At 40.7% G+C, this 14,391-nt stretch carries 17 protein-coding genes and 1 other RNA gene; 15 read left to right on the forward strand and 3 right to left on the reverse strand.

All coding sequences use genetic code 11. The features are described 5' to 3' along the window. Nucleotides 1-12 precede the first annotated feature (12 nt). Nucleotides 13-384 (forward strand): HIT family protein, encoded by a 372-nt coding sequence (locus F3G86_RS07985; RefSeq protein ID WP_149723561.1) that lies wholly within the window; start codon nucleotides 13-15, stop codon nucleotides 382-384. Beyond that, entirely contained in the window at nucleotides 377-1,264 is an 888-nt protein-coding gene (locus F3G86_RS07990) for a cache domain-containing protein (RefSeq protein WP_148789329.1), read from the forward strand. The genes F3G86_RS07985 and F3G86_RS07990 overlap by 8 nt, the downstream gene beginning before the upstream one ends. A 92-nt stretch (nucleotides 1,265-1,356) precedes the next feature. Here F3G86_RS07990 and panB read toward each other — a convergent pair whose 3' ends face one another. Continuing rightward, nucleotides 1,357-2,172 carry a 3-methyl-2-oxobutanoate hydroxymethyltransferase gene (gene panB / locus F3G86_RS07995; RefSeq protein ID WP_149723562.1) on the reverse strand — a complete coding sequence of 272 codons (816 nt, stop codon included), beginning with the start codon at nucleotides 2,170-2,172 and terminating at the stop codon, nucleotides 1,357-1,359. An 86-nt stretch (nucleotides 2,173-2,258) separates the two neighbouring features. Here panB and F3G86_RS08000 point away from each other — a divergent pair, with 86 nt between their 5' ends. From F3G86_RS08000 to F3G86_RS08010, 3 genes are all read left to right on the forward strand, one after another. Beyond that, the gene (locus F3G86_RS08000; protein ID WP_004317574.1) at nucleotides 2,259-2,663 is read left to right on the forward strand and encodes a hypothetical protein; all 405 of its coding nucleotides are present in this window, start codon (nucleotides 2,259-2,261) and stop codon (nucleotides 2,661-2,663) included. A gap of 30 nt (nucleotides 2,664-2,693) precedes the next feature. Beyond that, nucleotides 2,694-3,052: a transfer-messenger RNA gene (ssrA, locus tag F3G86_RS08005) on the forward strand. A gap of 88 nt (nucleotides 3,053-3,140) precedes the next feature. Further along, nucleotides 3,141-4,409: a WG repeat-containing protein gene (locus F3G86_RS08010; RefSeq protein ID WP_149723563.1), complete on the forward strand. Its 1,269-nt coding sequence runs from the start codon at nucleotides 3,141-3,143 to the stop codon at nucleotides 4,407-4,409. A gap of 52 nt (nucleotides 4,410-4,461) precedes the next feature. On the opposite strand, the gene sppA is transcribed toward F3G86_RS08010, so the two are convergent. Both sppA and mqnF read right to left on the reverse strand, forming a co-directional pair. Next, on the reverse strand, nucleotides 4,462-5,325 hold the full coding sequence (sppA, locus tag F3G86_RS08015) for a signal peptide peptidase SppA (RefSeq protein ID WP_149723564.1): 864 nt from the start codon (nucleotides 5,323-5,325) through the stop codon (nucleotides 4,462-4,464). After that, nucleotides 5,313-6,530 carry an aminofutalosine deaminase family hydrolase gene (gene mqnF, locus F3G86_RS08020; protein WP_149723565.1) on the reverse strand — a complete coding sequence of 406 codons (1,218 nt, stop codon included), beginning with the start codon at nucleotides 6,528-6,530 and terminating at the stop codon, nucleotides 5,313-5,315. Before mqnF ends, sppA begins: the two co-directional genes overlap by 13 nt. An 84-nt stretch (nucleotides 6,531-6,614) precedes the next feature. On the opposite strand from mqnF, the gene aroQ reads away from it, so the two are divergent. The 10 genes from aroQ to F3G86_RS08070 are packed head-to-tail and all read left to right on the forward strand — an operon-like array spanning nucleotide 6,615 to nucleotide 14,387. Then, nucleotides 6,615-7,094, forward strand: coding sequence for a type II 3-dehydroquinate dehydratase (aroQ, locus tag F3G86_RS08025; RefSeq protein ID WP_004317604.1), 480 nt, complete (start codon nucleotides 6,615-6,617; stop codon nucleotides 7,092-7,094). Beyond that, the gene (locus F3G86_RS08030) at nucleotides 7,091-8,116 is read left to right on the forward strand and encodes a M24 family metallopeptidase (protein WP_149723566.1); all 1,026 of its coding nucleotides are present in this window, start codon (nucleotides 7,091-7,093) and stop codon (nucleotides 8,114-8,116) included. The genes aroQ and F3G86_RS08030 overlap by 4 nt, the downstream gene beginning before the upstream one ends. Continuing rightward, the gene (gene folK / locus F3G86_RS08035; RefSeq protein WP_021087347.1) at nucleotides 8,113-8,589 is read left to right on the forward strand and encodes a 2-amino-4-hydroxy-6-hydroxymethyldihydropteridine diphosphokinase; all 477 of its coding nucleotides are present in this window, start codon (nucleotides 8,113-8,115) and stop codon (nucleotides 8,587-8,589) included. The genes F3G86_RS08030 and folK overlap by 4 nt, the downstream gene beginning before the upstream one ends. Before the next feature lie 9 nt (nucleotides 8,590-8,598). Beyond that, nucleotides 8,599-9,957 carry a flagellar biosynthesis GTPase FlhF gene (gene flhF, locus F3G86_RS08040; protein ID WP_103647133.1) on the forward strand — a complete coding sequence of 453 codons (1,359 nt, stop codon included), beginning with the start codon at nucleotides 8,599-8,601 and terminating at the stop codon, nucleotides 9,955-9,957. Beyond that, nucleotides 9,950-10,816, forward strand: coding sequence for a P-loop NTPase (locus F3G86_RS08045; protein ID WP_149723567.1), 867 nt, complete (start codon nucleotides 9,950-9,952; stop codon nucleotides 10,814-10,816). The genes flhF and F3G86_RS08045 overlap by 8 nt, the downstream gene beginning before the upstream one ends. Before the next feature lie 13 nt (nucleotides 10,817-10,829). Continuing rightward, complete coding sequence (locus F3G86_RS08050) at nucleotides 10,830-11,174, forward strand: hypothetical protein (RefSeq protein ID WP_012140116.1); 345 nt, start codon at nucleotides 10,830-10,832, stop codon at nucleotides 11,172-11,174. Continuing rightward, the gene (locus F3G86_RS08055; RefSeq protein WP_004317527.1) at nucleotides 11,146-11,850 is read left to right on the forward strand and encodes an RNA polymerase sigma factor FliA; all 705 of its coding nucleotides are present in this window, start codon (nucleotides 11,146-11,148) and stop codon (nucleotides 11,848-11,850) included. Before F3G86_RS08050 ends, F3G86_RS08055 begins: the two co-directional genes overlap by 29 nt. Further along, entirely contained in the window at nucleotides 11,850-12,953 is a 1,104-nt protein-coding gene (fliM, locus tag F3G86_RS08060; protein ID WP_012140115.1) for a flagellar motor switch protein FliM, read from the forward strand. Before F3G86_RS08055 ends, fliM begins: the two co-directional genes overlap by 1 nt. Further along, on the forward strand, nucleotides 12,943-13,797 hold the full coding sequence (fliY, locus tag F3G86_RS08065) for a flagellar motor switch protein FliY (protein WP_103611325.1): 855 nt from the start codon (nucleotides 12,943-12,945) through the stop codon (nucleotides 13,795-13,797). Before fliM ends, fliY begins: the two co-directional genes overlap by 11 nt. Next, nucleotides 13,797-14,387, forward strand: a complete 591-nt coding sequence (locus tag F3G86_RS08070; protein WP_087583760.1) for an LOG family protein — start codon at nucleotides 13,797-13,799, stop codon at nucleotides 14,385-14,387. Before fliY ends, F3G86_RS08070 begins: the two co-directional genes overlap by 1 nt. The last annotated feature ends 4 nt before the right edge of the window (nucleotides 14,388-14,391 follow it).

A 14,391-nucleotide genomic window follows, 5' to 3' on the forward strand; every position in this document is an offset into this window, starting at 1 on the left:
ATAGGGGTAAAAATGATATATGAAGATAAATTTATAAGAGTTGAGCGCGAAGAGAACGAGCTTCCGTGGGTGAAAATTTTTAGCGCAAAGCCATATAGGGAGCTAAGTGAGTGCGATGAGGCGAGTAGGGCTAGACTTTTTGAGGCGATGCTGGTTGCTGAAAAGGCGATGCTTGAGTTTTATAAACCAACTAAGATAAACATCGCGAGCTTTGGAAACTACGTGCCACACGTGCATATTCATGTTATTGCGAGATTTGAAAACGATGCATTTTTCCCAGATAGCGTTTGGGCTAGCCCCAAAAGAAAAAGCGAGCTTGTGCTGCCTAAATTTGACGAGTTTGCTAAATTTTTAGAAAAAAAACTAAGGCTTAGTTTTGAGTAAATACAAAAAATATTTTAATATCTATATCGTTTTAGTCGTTTTTGCGGTGCTTGGTAGCCTTTTTTACTTTCTTTATAGCTCATACATGGCTGAAAAAAAGCAAAACAATATGCGCGTCTTTTTTGACTACCACGTAAAGCAGCTAAACAAAAGCATCGATGATGAGAAATTTTCATCAATGGCGATCTCGATCCTGCTTGCTCAAAATGAGTCCGTGCAGATGTGCTTGCTAGGTCAAGACCGCGATGAATGCGTAAAAAATATCGAAAATTTGACCAAAACTCTTGGCGCAGCGTCGATGTATAACAACATCAAACTTCATCTTTATGACAAAGATCTAAAAAGCTACGTAAGAAGCTGGGATCTAAACAGATATGGCGACATGATCGCTAGTGGCAGGTTTTTAGTCCAAGAGTCAAGACGTCAAAATAAGCCCATGGTTGGCATCGAGGCGTGGTATGCTGGAGTGCATATAAGGGCTGTTTCAAATGTGATGCATGAGGGCAAAAATATCGGTAGCATCGAGGTTTTGCTAAACTACGACTCACTTGGGAATTTTTATAAAACGCAAGGCATAGACCTTTTCGTGCTACTATCAAAAGATAAGATGCCAGCACATAAAAGTGCGCCAAGTGATCAAATTTTAAGTGATTATTACATCGAAAATTTAAGCAGTGCAAATTTAAATATAGTTGGAATTTTGCGCGATATCGACCTTAAAAAGTATGAATTTTACGTATATAAGACGCACTATTTTTGCGTTGTGCCGCTACTTGATGCTAGCAACACACAGATAGGCTACTACGTCCTTCACGTAAATACCGATGAAAAAGAGCGAAACATCTCGCAAAATTATCTTGAATCGGAAGAGCTTTTTTAAAATAAAAAAGTATGCTCTAGCGCTTTGGTGTTGCTAGAACTGGGTTTTGCTTAGTGTTTTTTGCAGAGTTTTTATAAATTTGGGGTATAAATTTAGCCCTTATACGAAAACTCTTCGCTTGGAAAAATTTTGTTTTTTACTTCATTTGCGTAGCTTTGCACGCCTTTTCGCACAAGAGTGGCTCCGTCAAGATAGCGCTTAACAAATTTTGGCTTAAAGTCCTCGAAAAATCCGAGCATATCAGACCAGACAAGCACCTGTCCGTCTACGTCTGCCCCAGAGCCTATGCCGATAACTGGCACACGAACCTGCCTTGTTATCTCGCTTGCTACGTTACTAAGCGTGCCCTCAAGCAGTATGCCAAACGCGCCAGCTTGCTCAAACGCCAAAGCCTCATCAACTAGCCTTTTTGCCTCAAGCTCGCTTTTGCCTTTTATCTTATATCCGCCCTCAAATTTAAAAAATTGCGGCTTTAGTCCGATGTGAGCCATCACATTTATGCCCTCTTCGCAGAGGCGTTTTACTAAATTTACCTGGTGCATGCCAACTTCAAGCTTTACTGCATCTGTGTTTGTCTGCTTAAAAAATTTCATCGCATTTTTGATCGCTTGTTTTTCGTTTGTGTAGCTGCCAAATGGCATATCAGCTAGGATAAAACTCTTTTTAGCCCCGGCGCAAACGGCCTTTGTGTGATAAAGCATGGTGCTCATATCAGCACTTAGCGTGCTCTCTTTCATATTAAAGCTCATATTTAAGCTATCGCCAACAAGGATAATATCAGCGTAATCATCAAAAATCTTCGCAAAAAGCGCATCGTAGGCGGTTATCATCACGATAGGCTCGACACCTTTTTTATTTTTTATATCATTTATGGTTAGTTTTTTCTTTGCGATTGTTTCATCTTTCATGGCTAAGTTCCGGTAAAATTTGTGATAATGCTAACAATTTTATCAAAATTTTGCTACAATTACGCCAATTTCTTAAGGACATGAAAATGGGTATATTAAAAAGGCTTGAAGTCGATTATTCTTACGATATAGTTGAGGAGTTTCTCTCTCACTACACTTTGATGTGCGATTTACTAGAGCCTTTGATAATAAATTTAGGAAGAGCTGATAAGTATAAAGAGAGCATTTTGGAGCTTTCTAGGATCTTTCACAATATCAAATCAGCAGCAGGTTTTATGCATCTTGACCCGATCTTGAAACTAACGACTTTGGCTGAAGAGGTCACTCAAGAGGCTAGAAGCTTAAAAGGTCCAGCAAATGATAAATTTATAGATTGGTTGCTGCTTATTAGCGATCAGTTTCATAAATACAAAGGCGACGTCGAGAAAGACCTAGAGTATTTTAGCGTCCTTGAGCCAAAGATCATTGACGTACCTGCAAAGCTTGACTAAACAATCCAACTAAACCATTTCATTTTTTATGGGAGCGACTTGGCTTCGACAGGAGCAGAGTGTGTACGGTGGCACGTCGCTTTGAGCAAAGCGTAAAAAGCTCAAACTAAATTTAAACGCAAACAACGTTAATTTCGCTCCTGCTTACGCTAAAGCTGCGTAAGTTCAGTTGAGCCTCGCTTTGTCTCATTCTAGCTAGGATGTAAGCGAGTAATTTAGCTAGAGTAGGCCAGTAAAGTGACTGCTTGCTAGCTGAAATTTTAGTCTTAGTCTAAATTTTGGTTTTGGAAAGTGAGCCTTTTTAGATGAAATTTTCACTTTTGCTAAGCGTGTAGAGGCTGTATGGATTTTGCTTTTGGACAGGGGTTCGATCCCCCTCGCTTCCACCATCTTACTTTAAATTTCTATTAAATTTACTTACTTTTTAAAATAATATAAACTAAAATAACACAACTTATATAAACAAAGGAGAGGGATATGTTTTGGGAATTTGATGATGCTCGTGACTTTAAAGAAGGCTTTGCTGCTGTTAAAAAAGATGGCAAATGGGGATATATAAACACCAAAGGTGAGCAGATCGTAGAGTGTGAATTTGATGACTTCTACGATTTTAAGGAAGGCTTTGCTAGTGTTAAAAAAGATGGCAAATGGGGATATATAAATACCAAAGGTGAGCAGATCGTAGAGTGTAAATTTGATAGTGTTGGTAACTTTAACGAAGGCTTTGCTAGTGTTAAAAAAGATGGCAAATGGGGATATATAAATACCAAAGGTGAGCAGATCGTAGAGTGTAAATTTGATAGTGTTGGTAACTTTAACGAAGGCTTTGCTAGAGTTCAAAAAGATGACAAGTATGGATACATAAACACCAAAGGTGAGCAGATCATAGAGTGTAAATTTTATTATGCTGATGACTTTCACGAAGGCCTTGCTCCTGTTTTAAAAGATGGCAAACGGGGATATATAAACACCAAAGGTGAGCAGATTGTAGTAGAGTATGAATTTGATGGTGTTTGTGACTTTAGCGATGGCTTTGCTGCTGTTAAAAAAGATGGCAGATGGGGATATATAAACACCAAAGGTGAGCAGATCGTAGAGTGTAAATTTGATTATGTTGATGATTTTAACGAAGGCTTTGCTATGGTTCAAAAATATGGCAGATGGGGATATATAAACACCAAATGTGAGCAGATCGTAGAGTATGAATTTGATCTTGTTCGTCGATTTGACGAAGGCTTTGCTCCTGTTCAAAAAGATGGCAAATGGGGATACATAAACACCAAAGGTGAGCAGATCGTAGAGTGTAAATTTGATAGTGTTGGTAACTTTAGCGAAGGCTTTGCTATTGTTGAAAAAGATGACAAGTATGGATATATAAACACCAAAGGTGAGCAGATCATAGAGTGTAAATTTGATGGTGCTTATGGTTTTAACGAAGGCTTTGCTGCTGTTAAAAAAGATGGCAAATGGGGATATATAAATACCAAAGGGTACCCTGTCTTTTTTGACAAAGGCAAAAATAAGATAGAGGTGTTTTTTGATAAGGTTATAGACAGGTCAAATAACACTTTCTACTTATCACGGCTAGGTGATAAATTTGGACTTTTGGATGAAAACTTTAGTGTCGTTATCAAAAATAGCATTTATGGTAAATTTGAGGTGCTTCAAAGGATAAATGAAACTACTTTTTTGATAAAAATAGCAGAGCGAGATCTTTTTGTAGATAGCGAGGGAAATTTCAGATAAGCTAGCTATAAAAAGCTTTGCCAGCCAGTTAAATTTAACTTGGCTGGTTTATTTATCTAAGCTTTGTCTCGAAAAATGCGTTAAAAAGCGAGTTTATGCCTTGCTTTGTAAATTTCTCCATTATCTTTTCGAGCTGCGGTTTTTCCTGCCAGACGGGCTCATCTACGAGGCTCATTTTTGCTAGCTCGTTTTGAGCGTCTATGTAGCTACCAAGGCTGTCAATTAGCCCCATTTTTAGGGCATTGTGCGCTAAAAAGACCCTTGCATTTGCCCACTCGTCTTTTCTCTTGATATCTAAATTTCTAGCCGCCGCCACGTCGCTTACAAAGAGCATGTAAGCGTCATTTACGAGCCCTTGCAAGCTCTCGCGCTCCTGCTTGCTCCAGCTCCTCATAAAGGTGCCAGCCTCTTTAAACTCGCCAGCCTTCACTACCTGCTCGCTCACGCCTAAATTTTTGGCTAAATTTTCGATGTTTGCCCCTTGCATGATGACGCCTATCGAGCCGATGAAAGCACCCGGGTTTGCGACGATAGTATCAGCATTTACGCCAGCGTAGTAGCTGCCACTTGCCATGTTGCCGGCTGCGTATGCGAGCACTTTTTTGCTCTCTTTTAGCCGCTTGACCGCCATGGCTAGCTCCACGCTAGGACTTAGCGCACCGCCTGGGCTGTCGATGTAGAGTAGTACGCCTTTGATGTTGCTATCAAGCCTTGCTTTTTCTAGCGCTTCTAAAATTTCGCTTGTGTCCATTATAGTGCCGGTGATGTCTATGCGGGCTAAATTTGGCTCTTTCATATTGCCATTTGGCGCAAATATGAAAAATAAGATCAGTAAAAATATGAGCGCCTTAAAGTAGCTATTTATAAATTTAAAAATTCCCAAAATTCCTCTAAAAATAAGCCTTAAAATTTGCAAATTTTGCCTCCGATATATAGTTTTTTAGCCTCGTTTGTATGAAGTATGAGCTGAAGTATTAGCTCGCTGTCATCGCACTCTAGGTCGCTATAGACTGCGATATCAGCTGCGCGTCCAGCCCTTATCTCGCCGTTATTTGTCCTAAGTGCCTTTGCGCCCCCGTGCGTTGCAGCGACAAAAAGCCTAGTGGCAAGCTCATTTAGATCAAGGCTAGCGTGGGTAAATAGAGCAGCTCTTAGTTCATGCCAAAAATTTAGGCTGATATTTGAGCTAAGCCCGTCTGTGCCGATGTTTAGACTGGCGTTATTTTTGAAAATTTCTTTTAAATTTAGCGCCTTTTTACCAAGTAGTCTGTTTGAAACGGCGCAGTGCGTCACGCTGTGATGAGGCTTAAATTTAGCAAAATCGCTCACATAAACGCAGTGCGTAAATAGAGTATTTATCTCACGAAACATCGCAAAGTAGCCATGCGCGTCATACATCGGCTTAGGATCTTGGCTAAATCTTAAAAGATGTTTTTTAAAGCCGCCGCTGCCACGTTCTAGCCACTGCTTTTCAGCCTTGCTCTCTAAAAAGTGCGTGCTAACAAGCAGGTCATCTTTTTTAGCTATCTCAAGGGCGGCTTTGGCGAGTCTTGGGTGCACGGAGTAGGGCGAGTGCAGCGAGATGGCTGGGGTGAAATTTTGGTTTTTATAGCCCTTTGTTTTTTCAAATTTTTCTAGGAAATTTTGCAAATTTTGTTTACACATCTGCTCGCTTGAGCCTAAAATTTCACTAAAAAGCACGACTTTTAGCGGGCTAGCGGCTAAAATTTCAAGCTCCAAGCCAAAGCTAGATATCTCGCCAATGGTACAAACTCCGCTTTTTAGCAGCGAATTTATAGCCCCACTCATCGCTTTTTTAGCGTCCATCTTAGCTAGCTCGCCACCTTTATCGATAATCGAGCCAAGCCATTTTATAAAGTCGCCATATTTTAGTGTGCTAACGTTTGAGCTAAATTCCAAATGAACGTGCGTATTTACAAAGGCTGGGGCGATCACGCTCTCACTAAAGTCGCAAATTTTGGCCTCTTTAAATTTCTTTTGCGCCTCTTTTTCGCTTGTAATTTCTAAAATTTTATCGCCTTCAATGACAACACAAGAATTTCTTAAAATTTTTGGATTTTCTCCGCCAGTGATGATCTTTTTTGCTTTTAAAATTTCCATTTCTAGCCTTAAATTTTTGTTATTGTAGCGAAAATTTAGGAACGAAAATGTATAATTTGGGCTATTTAATCAAAAAGGAGTGACATGGATAAGAAGCTAAAAATAATGGTTATCCAAGGCCCAAATATCAACATGCTTGGCGCTAGAGAGCCAGGAATTTACGGCGTTATGAAGATGGAGGATATCCACTCTCAAATGAAGATCGTTGCCGATCAAAATGACGTTGAGATCGAGTTTTTTCAAAGCAACCTTGAGGGCGAGCTAGTCGATAAGATCCAAGAGTGCTTGGGCGATGCTGATGGCATCATCATAAACCCAGCCGCTTACACTCACACCTCTATCGCTATCCGTGACGCGCTAAGTGCGGTTGCGCTGCCAGTTATCGAGGTGCATATCAGCAACGTTTATAGAAGAGAAGAGTTCCGCCACAAAAGCCTCATCGCACCAGTTGCAGCAGGTCAGATCGTGGGCTTTGGACCAGTTGGCTACCATTTAGCGATGATAGGCATGCTTCAAATTTTTGAGCAAATCAAAGCAGTAAGAGCAAATCAAAAAGCACAATGAATTTCATCTTAAAGGACGAAAACGCCGTATTTTACGAGTGTGGCTACAGTTGCGACAATGAGTTTTTGCTATGCGTTGATGGCGTGAAATACTTTTTCACGGATGCAAGGTATTATTTCGAGGCAAAAAGCTGTGTAAATGTGGGCGTGGTCGTTCTTTTAGTGCAGAGAAATTTAATAAACGAGGTTAGGGCATTTTTAAGAAAGATGAAGCCAAGTAGCCTCGTTTTTAACCCTGATGAACTAAGCTTAAGCGAATTTAACGCACTTAGCAAGGGTTTTAAGATAAATTTCAAGCCAAAGGCAAATTTCTCTAGGCTAAAGAGAATTTGCAAAAGTGAAGATGAGATAAAAATTTTAAAAAAGGCTAGCGAATTTGGAGCAAAATGCTTTGATGAATTTGCTAAATTTGTGCGTGAAAATGGCGAGGGGATGAGCGAAAAAGAGCTTCATTTCAACGCCTCGCTCATCTTTAGGCAAAAAAATGAGCTAGGTCTTAGCTTTGATCCGATCGTGGCGATAAATGAAAATGCCGCAAAGGCTCATGCGTTGCCTGGGGATAAAATTTTAAAAAAGGGTGACTTGCTGCTACTTGACGCTGGGGTTAAATTTAAGCGCTACTGCTCTGATCGCACTAGAACTGCTTGCTTTGATGAAAATTTTAATTTCTCAAAGGAGCAAAAATTTAAAAACGCCAAGATGCAAGAAATTTACGAGATCGTAAAAGAGGCTCAGGCTGCTGCGATAAAGGTCGCTAGAGCTGGCGTTAGGGCGTGCGAGATAGATCTTGCAGCAAGAAGTGTGATAGCAAAGGCTGGATATGAAAAGGCCTTTTTTCATTCGACAGGACACGGTGTGGGCGTCGATATACACGAGCTTCCAGTCATCTCAGCAAGGAGCGAAACGCTCATAAAAGAGGGCATGGTTTTTAGCGTGGAGCCTGGAATTTATCTAGAAAATGAATTTGGCGTGCGCATCGAGGACGTGGTGGTCGCAAGAGAAGGTGGGTGCGAAATTTTATGAGGCTAGCTGGAGCAAGAAAAATCGTAAAAAGCCGTTTTTGCCCTAGTTTTTTTCATAAAAGAGATGAGTTTAAGTATGAGGCGCTAGTTGGCATGGGTGGCAACATCGGCGATAGCGCAAAGAGGTTTGATAAATTTATAAGAGCGATTAGTGAAGATAGGCGTTTTCACGTGGTTGAAGTCTCGCCGATCCTTATAAATGCGGCGTTTGGCTATGAAGCGCAGGATGATTTTAGTAACGCTGTTATAAATTTACAAACATCTATGAGTCCTAGAAATTTGCTAAAAATTTTGGGGCATTATGAGAGTAAATTTAAGCGCGTGAGGACGTTTAAAAATGCGCCACGCACGCTTGATCTGGATATTTTGTATTTTAGTAAAAAAGTCTATAAGACGCCGCGCCTTATCGTCCCGCACCCAGGGGCTAGTAAGAGACTCAGCGTGATCGTGCCACTAGGGCTTATGAGAGGTTAAAGGATATAAATGGCTACAAAATTTCATACTTTTACAGGCGAGAGCACCATTGAGGCTTTGAAAAAGGCTCAAGAAGCGTGCGGCGAGAAGGCCATACTCGTCACCACAAAGCAAATTCAAGCCAAAACGATAAACAAAAAGCCGCTTTATGAAATTTTAGTAAGCGTCGAAGAGGACGAGGTAAAGCAGCCGCCAAAGCCAAATGTAAAAGCCATAAACTATGAAAATGCCTACTCTAAATTTAGCAAAAACTACGAGCCGCCAAAGCCAAAATTTGAGATAAAAGAGGAGCCTGCTAAATTTGAGGCAAAGACGACGTCGCCTGAGCCTTACGATCCAAATGAGAGCGTGCTTTTAAACATCTCAGACGTCGCAAAAGAGATAAGTGCGATCGCAAATGTCGATATGAACGAGATAAAAGAGCCAAATACAAATGGCATGAATAAAAAAATAGACGACGTAGCAAAGCAAGTAAGCGTGCTAAGCGAGAAAATAGGGCTGATAACTGACATGATCTGGGACGAAAAAGCCCCAAATCGCAACAATCTCTCAATCCCGCCAGAGTTTGCTACTATCTATAAGCTCGCAAAACAAAGCGGCATGAAAGAGGAGCATTTAGAGGCGATCATGCAAACGACGCTTGAAAATTTGCCAGTCTCTATGAAAAACAACCCAACCGCAGTAAAAAGGTACTTCTACTCGCTTTTGCGAAATATGCTGCCTTGCAGAAAAGAGCTCGGTGACAAAAAACAGCGCATAATGATGCTAGTTGGTCCAACTGGAGTTGGCAAGACGACGACTCTTGCAAAGCTCGCGGCTCGTTTTGCATACGGCAATGAAAAGCGCTATAAAACGGGCATCATCACGCTTGATACGTACCGTATCGGAGCGGTCGAGCAGCTATTTCAGTACGCTAAGATGATGAAACTACCGATCCTTGACGTCATCGAGGTCGAGGACTTTCAAAACGCCATAAAGCAGCTTAGCTACTGCGACGTGATACTAATCGACACCACTGGAAATTCGCAGTATGACAAAGAAAAACTTGAAAGACTTGATAAATTTTTAAAGCATAGCGGTGCAAAGATCGATGTAAATTTAGTCCTCTCAGCTGGCTCAAAGGTCGAGGATCTAATAGAAATTTACAATGGATTTTCATTTTTAGAGATCGACACTTTAATAATCACAAAATTTGACGAAACCAAAATTTTTGGCAATGTCTTTTCGCTCATATATGAGACAAACACGCCAGTTAGCTACTTTAGTGTGGGTCAAGAGGTGCCTGATGATCTTGTAGAGGCTAAGAGCGAATTTTTAGTAGAGTGCGTGTTTGATGGCTTTACAAAGCAAAAGGCTAGCGATGAATAACCAGGCGCAAAAACTACAAAATTTAGTCCAGTCTCAAAATAAGGCTAAAAATACGCATTTTATAGCGATAACAAGTGGCAAGGGCGGCGTTGGAAAGAGCACGATAAGTGCAAATTTGGCAAATGTCTTGTCACAAAATGGCTATAAAGTAGGGCTTTTTGACGCTGATATCGGCCTTGCAAATCTTGATGTTATCTTAAACGTTAAAATGGGTAAAAACCTGCTTCACGTGCTAAAGGGCGAGTGCAGTCTAAAAGATATCTTGATACCTATAAATAAGAATTTGATCCTCATCCCCGGCGAGAGTGGCGATGAAATTTTGAAATTTAACAATCAGTTTTTATTTGAGAGATTTTTAGATGAGGCGAGCGAGCTTGATGGGCTTGACTTTTTGATCATCGACACTGGAGCTGGCATAGGCGGCAGTACGCAGCTCTTTTTGGAAGCAGCTGATGAGGTTGTCGTGGTAACTGTGCCTGACCCTGCGGCGATAACCGACGCGTACGCGGTCATAAAGATCGTCTCAAGATTTAAAAATAGCGAACTTTTACTTTTAAATATGGTAAAAAACGAGGCTGAGGCCACTAGAATTTATGAAAATGTAAAGCGAGTGGCAAATGCAAATATTGGGCCAAGCTTAAATTTAGAGCTAATTGGCTATGTGGCTTCTGATAAGAGCGTGTCAAGGAGCATAAAACAAAGGACGCTCTTTACAGATGACGAAGCTTACGGCTCTGCTAGCGTGCAGATCAAGCAGATTGCTTCGAATTTGCTTTATAGGTTGGAACGAAAAGTGCTTAAAGATGAGCAAAGCAGGAGCTTTGGGGGCTTCTTTAAGCGTTTGATAGAACAATTTTAATGGAGATTGAGCTTTGCGTGCAGAAAATTTTATAGCATTTTTTACGGTTTGTGGATTTTTCATAGGCATAGTTTTTACCTTGCTAAAGGTGAGCGAGCCTATTGAAATGCTCGTTTATACGCTAGTTATTACTTTATTTTTTTACCTTATAATTCACATCGTGATAATGAACTATGTCGATGTAAAAAGGACTTTGAAGAAATTTTTTGACAAGCAAAGACATGAGGAGATCGCAGACTATCTCATCTCTGAGCTAAACGTTAGGGAAAAACGGATGGAAAATATCATGCTAAAAGTAACCACCGAAAATTTAGACTCTGGTAAGCAAAATGTACGAACTAAAGCAAAAGCAGCTTAACGCTTATAAAAGCACCATTAAAAAAGAGCAAGACGAGATCGTCTTAAAATACATGCCAGCTTTGCGTGCAATGGCGTTTAGACTAAAGGAGCGCTTGCCTTCAAGTATCGACGTAAATGATCTTATAAGCGTTGGCGTTGAAGAGATGATAAAGCTTAGCAGGAAGTATGACAAAGAGCAAAACGATTCATTTTGGGGATATGGCAAAAAGAGAATTTATGGCTCGATGCTTGACTACCTAAGAGCGCTTGATGTCGTTAGTAGAAGCGACAGAAAGCTAGTAAAGAGCATAAATACCGAGATAGATAACTACTTTAACACTCACGAAGAAGAGCCAAGCGACGAGTATCTGGCTGAAAAACTAAATGAAGATATCGAAAAGATAAGAGAGGCAAGGGGCGTTAGCGGTATCATCACCATCTTGCCAATAGACGAGCAAATGGAGCTAATCGGTCAAAGCGATGTTGAAAAAAGCGTAGAAAAAGAGGATCTTATCTTAAAGATCGAAAGTGCGCTAAAAGACTTTGATGAGCGCGATCAGATGATCGTTCAGCTTTACTACTATGAAGAGCTAAATTTAAAAGAGATCAGCGAGATAATGAACATCAGCGAGAGTAGAATTTCACAAATTCATAAACGTTTGCTTGATCGCATCAGACGCAGCTTGGGGGTTTAATGGCTGATATTTTAAGTCAAGAAGAGATAGATGCGCTACTTGAAGTCGTCGATGAAGACGGTGATACGAGCAATATCGAGATAGAAGAGAGCCCACAAGGCGAACAAAAGCAGATCATTATCTATGACTTCAAGCGTCCAAACCGCGTCAGTAAAGAGCAACTCCGTGCGATAAAAGGCATCCACGACAAGCTTGCTAGAAACCTAGCTAGTCAAATTTCAAGCGTCATGAGAAGTATCGTTGAGCTTAGGCTTCACAGCGTCGATCAGATGACATACGGCGAGTTTTTGATGAGTTTGCCAAGCCCAACTAGCTTTAACGTCTTTTCGATAAAGCCACTTGATGGAAACTGCATTTTAGAGATAAATCCAAGCATAGCATTTCCTATGATAGACCGCTTACTTGGAGGAACTGGTGAAAATTTCGAGGCAAACAGGGAGCTAACTGACATCGAGGTAAATTTGCTCGATGCGGTGCTTAGGATGATCATGCAGCGCCTAAAAGAGAGCTGGTCGATGATAACTGATATGTATCCAAACGTCGAGGCAAAAGAGAGCAGTCCAAACGTCGTTCAGATCGTATCTCAAAACGAGATCGTTATCATGGTCGTCATGGAGATCATCGTTGGAGGTTCAAGCGGTATGATAAATTTATGCTATCCAGTCATCTACCTAGAGCCGATCCTATCGCGCCTTGCAAACAGAGACATCATGCTTGGCGAAACTAGCGCTAAAAAGAGTAGAAACAAAGAGTTAAAAACGCTAATAGGCCGTGCTGAGGTGCTTTATGAGGCGATCCTTGGTAAATCAATCGTTAGCGTAAATGAGTTTTTAAATTTAAAAGAGGGCGATATCTTAAGGCTTGATAGAGGAGCTGATGATAAGGCGATCGTTTGCATCGATAAAAAAGAGGTATTTTTAGCAGAAGTTGGGCTTCATAGATTTAGAAAGTCTATCAAGATCGAGCAGCTAATCCGCTCTGATAAAGATGAGATCAAACACATCCTAGAAAAATACGAAGAAGAGCGAAAAGCAAAACTAATGGCATACGACGAGGCCAACGAACACAACAACGAAGAAGAGAGCGAAGATAATGACGAATGAATTTTTTAATATCTTTTCAAATGAGCTAAAAGCGACCATCGAAGGGCTGACGGGCAGAGCGCCAGAGATCGGCGAGAGAAATGAATTTGACGCGCCAGCGCAAAATGGCATAAAACCGCCAGTTGTCATGGCTAGTGTGACATTAAGTGGTGACATCAATGCAAAAGCAGAGATCGCCTGCACGCCGGTGCTTATAAGTGCAGTTAGTGAGTGGATGATGGGCGAGGAGGAAATCTCAAAAAATGAAAATCTCGGTAGCGACGAGCTTGACGCTGCAAAAGAGATATTTTCAAACCTCTTTAGCGCCTTTAGTACCTCTCTTGGAGCGCAAAAGGGCATGCCAAAGATCAGCTTTGAGGTTATAAATGTAAATTTCTTAGATGAAAACTCATCGCTTGATTTTAGCGTTTTTGAAAAGCTTTTTTTGTTTAACATAAAGATCGAGGATCTAAATGAGCATGTGGCTTTTGTCTGCGATCACACGCTTATGAGATTTTTTGAGCCTGCTAAAAGTGAGCCAGCAGATGGCACAAAGGCTCAAGCTGCTCCTCATGCACTAAAGGGCGAATTTAGCGCAGAAGAGATGAGAAATATCGGCCTTATCATGGACGTAAGGCTACCAATGCGCGTTCGTATCGGCTCAAAAAGGATGCTCTTAAAAGATGTGCTCACTATGGATATAGGCTCAGTCATCGAGCTAAATCAGCTAGCAAACGACCCGCTTGAAATTTTGATAGGAGATAAGGTGATAGCCCTTGGCGAAGTTGTCATAATAGATGGTAACTTTGGCATCCAGATCACGCAGATAGGCTCAAAACGCGAGAGGCTTCAGCAGTTAAAATAATGAATGAATTAGTAAATGATCTCTTAAAATTTCCAAGCGTTTTAAAGTATAAAAACAAAAATGTAACCTTCTTTGGCTCGGCTAGATTTGATGAAGAAAATTTCTACTGCAAAAAGGCATACGAGCTAGCTTACAAGCTAAATGAGCTAGGTTTTGCCATCTTAACTGGCGGAGGAGATGGCATAATGAGAGCGGCAAATAAGGGTGCATTTGATAGCGCAAAGTCCCCTAGCGTCGCACTAAACGTGAGACTGCCGTTTGAACAACAAACAAATCCATACGTCACCGCAAAATATCTCTTTTCAAATTTAAGTCCAAGAAAATTTGCCCTAACTGATAGCTCTATCGCATTTGTCGTCTTTCCTGGTGGATTTGGCACGCTTGATGAGCTATTTGAAATTTTAGTCCTAGCTCATGTTGGCAGCAAAAAAGTGAAAATTTTTCTTTACGGATGCGAGTTTTGGCAAGGGCTTGATGAGTTTATACGAAAGACGCTGATCCCTCAAAAAACGATAAACGAAGAAGATTTAAATTTATATAAAATCACCGATGATATAGAGCTTATCGTAAGTGAAATTTTGGCTATTTAAAAAT

It is taken from the genome of Campylobacter concisus, from assembly GCF_902460595.1.
Taxonomy (GTDB): Bacteria; Campylobacterota; Campylobacteria; order Campylobacterales; family Campylobacteraceae; genus Campylobacter_A; species Campylobacter_A concisus_BL.

What these genes read in the sequence shown, in the direction of transcription:
- F3G86_RS07985 (WP_149723561.1), top strand. Translation starts at nt 13, where the DNA reads ATGATATATGAAGATAAATTTATAAGAGTTGAGCGCGAAGAGAACGAG.
- panB (WP_149723562.1), bottom strand. Translation starts at nt 2,172, where the DNA reads ATGAAAGATGAAACAATCGCAAAGAAAAAACTAACCATAAATGATATA.
- F3G86_RS08000 (WP_004317574.1), top strand. Translation starts at nt 2,259, where the DNA reads ATGGGTATATTAAAAAGGCTTGAAGTCGATTATTCTTACGATATAGTT.
- F3G86_RS08010 (WP_149723563.1), top strand. Translation starts at nt 3,141, where the DNA reads ATGTTTTGGGAATTTGATGATGCTCGTGACTTTAAAGAAGGCTTTGCT.
- mqnF (WP_149723565.1), bottom strand. Translation starts at nt 6,530, where the DNA reads ATGGAAATTTTAAAAGCAAAAAAGATCATCACTGGCGGAGAAAATCCA.
- aroQ (WP_004317604.1), top strand. Translation starts at nt 6,615, where the DNA reads ATGGATAAGAAGCTAAAAATAATGGTTATCCAAGGCCCAAATATCAAC.
- F3G86_RS08030 (WP_149723566.1), top strand. Translation starts at nt 7,091, where the DNA reads ATGAATTTCATCTTAAAGGACGAAAACGCCGTATTTTACGAGTGTGGC.
- folK (WP_021087347.1), top strand. Translation starts at nt 8,113, where the DNA reads ATGAGGCTAGCTGGAGCAAGAAAAATCGTAAAAAGCCGTTTTTGCCCT.
- flhF (WP_103647133.1), top strand. Translation starts at nt 8,599, where the DNA reads ATGGCTACAAAATTTCATACTTTTACAGGCGAGAGCACCATTGAGGCT.
- F3G86_RS08045 (WP_149723567.1), top strand. Translation starts at nt 9,950, where the DNA reads ATGAATAACCAGGCGCAAAAACTACAAAATTTAGTCCAGTCTCAAAAT.
- F3G86_RS08055 (WP_004317527.1), top strand. Translation starts at nt 11,146, where the DNA reads ATGTACGAACTAAAGCAAAAGCAGCTTAACGCTTATAAAAGCACCATT.
- fliM (WP_012140115.1), top strand. Translation starts at nt 11,850, where the DNA reads ATGGCTGATATTTTAAGTCAAGAAGAGATAGATGCGCTACTTGAAGTC.
- fliY (WP_103611325.1), top strand. Translation starts at nt 12,943, where the DNA reads ATGACGAATGAATTTTTTAATATCTTTTCAAATGAGCTAAAAGCGACC.
- F3G86_RS08070 (WP_087583760.1), top strand. Translation starts at nt 13,797, where the DNA reads ATGAATGAATTAGTAAATGATCTCTTAAAATTTCCAAGCGTTTTAAAG.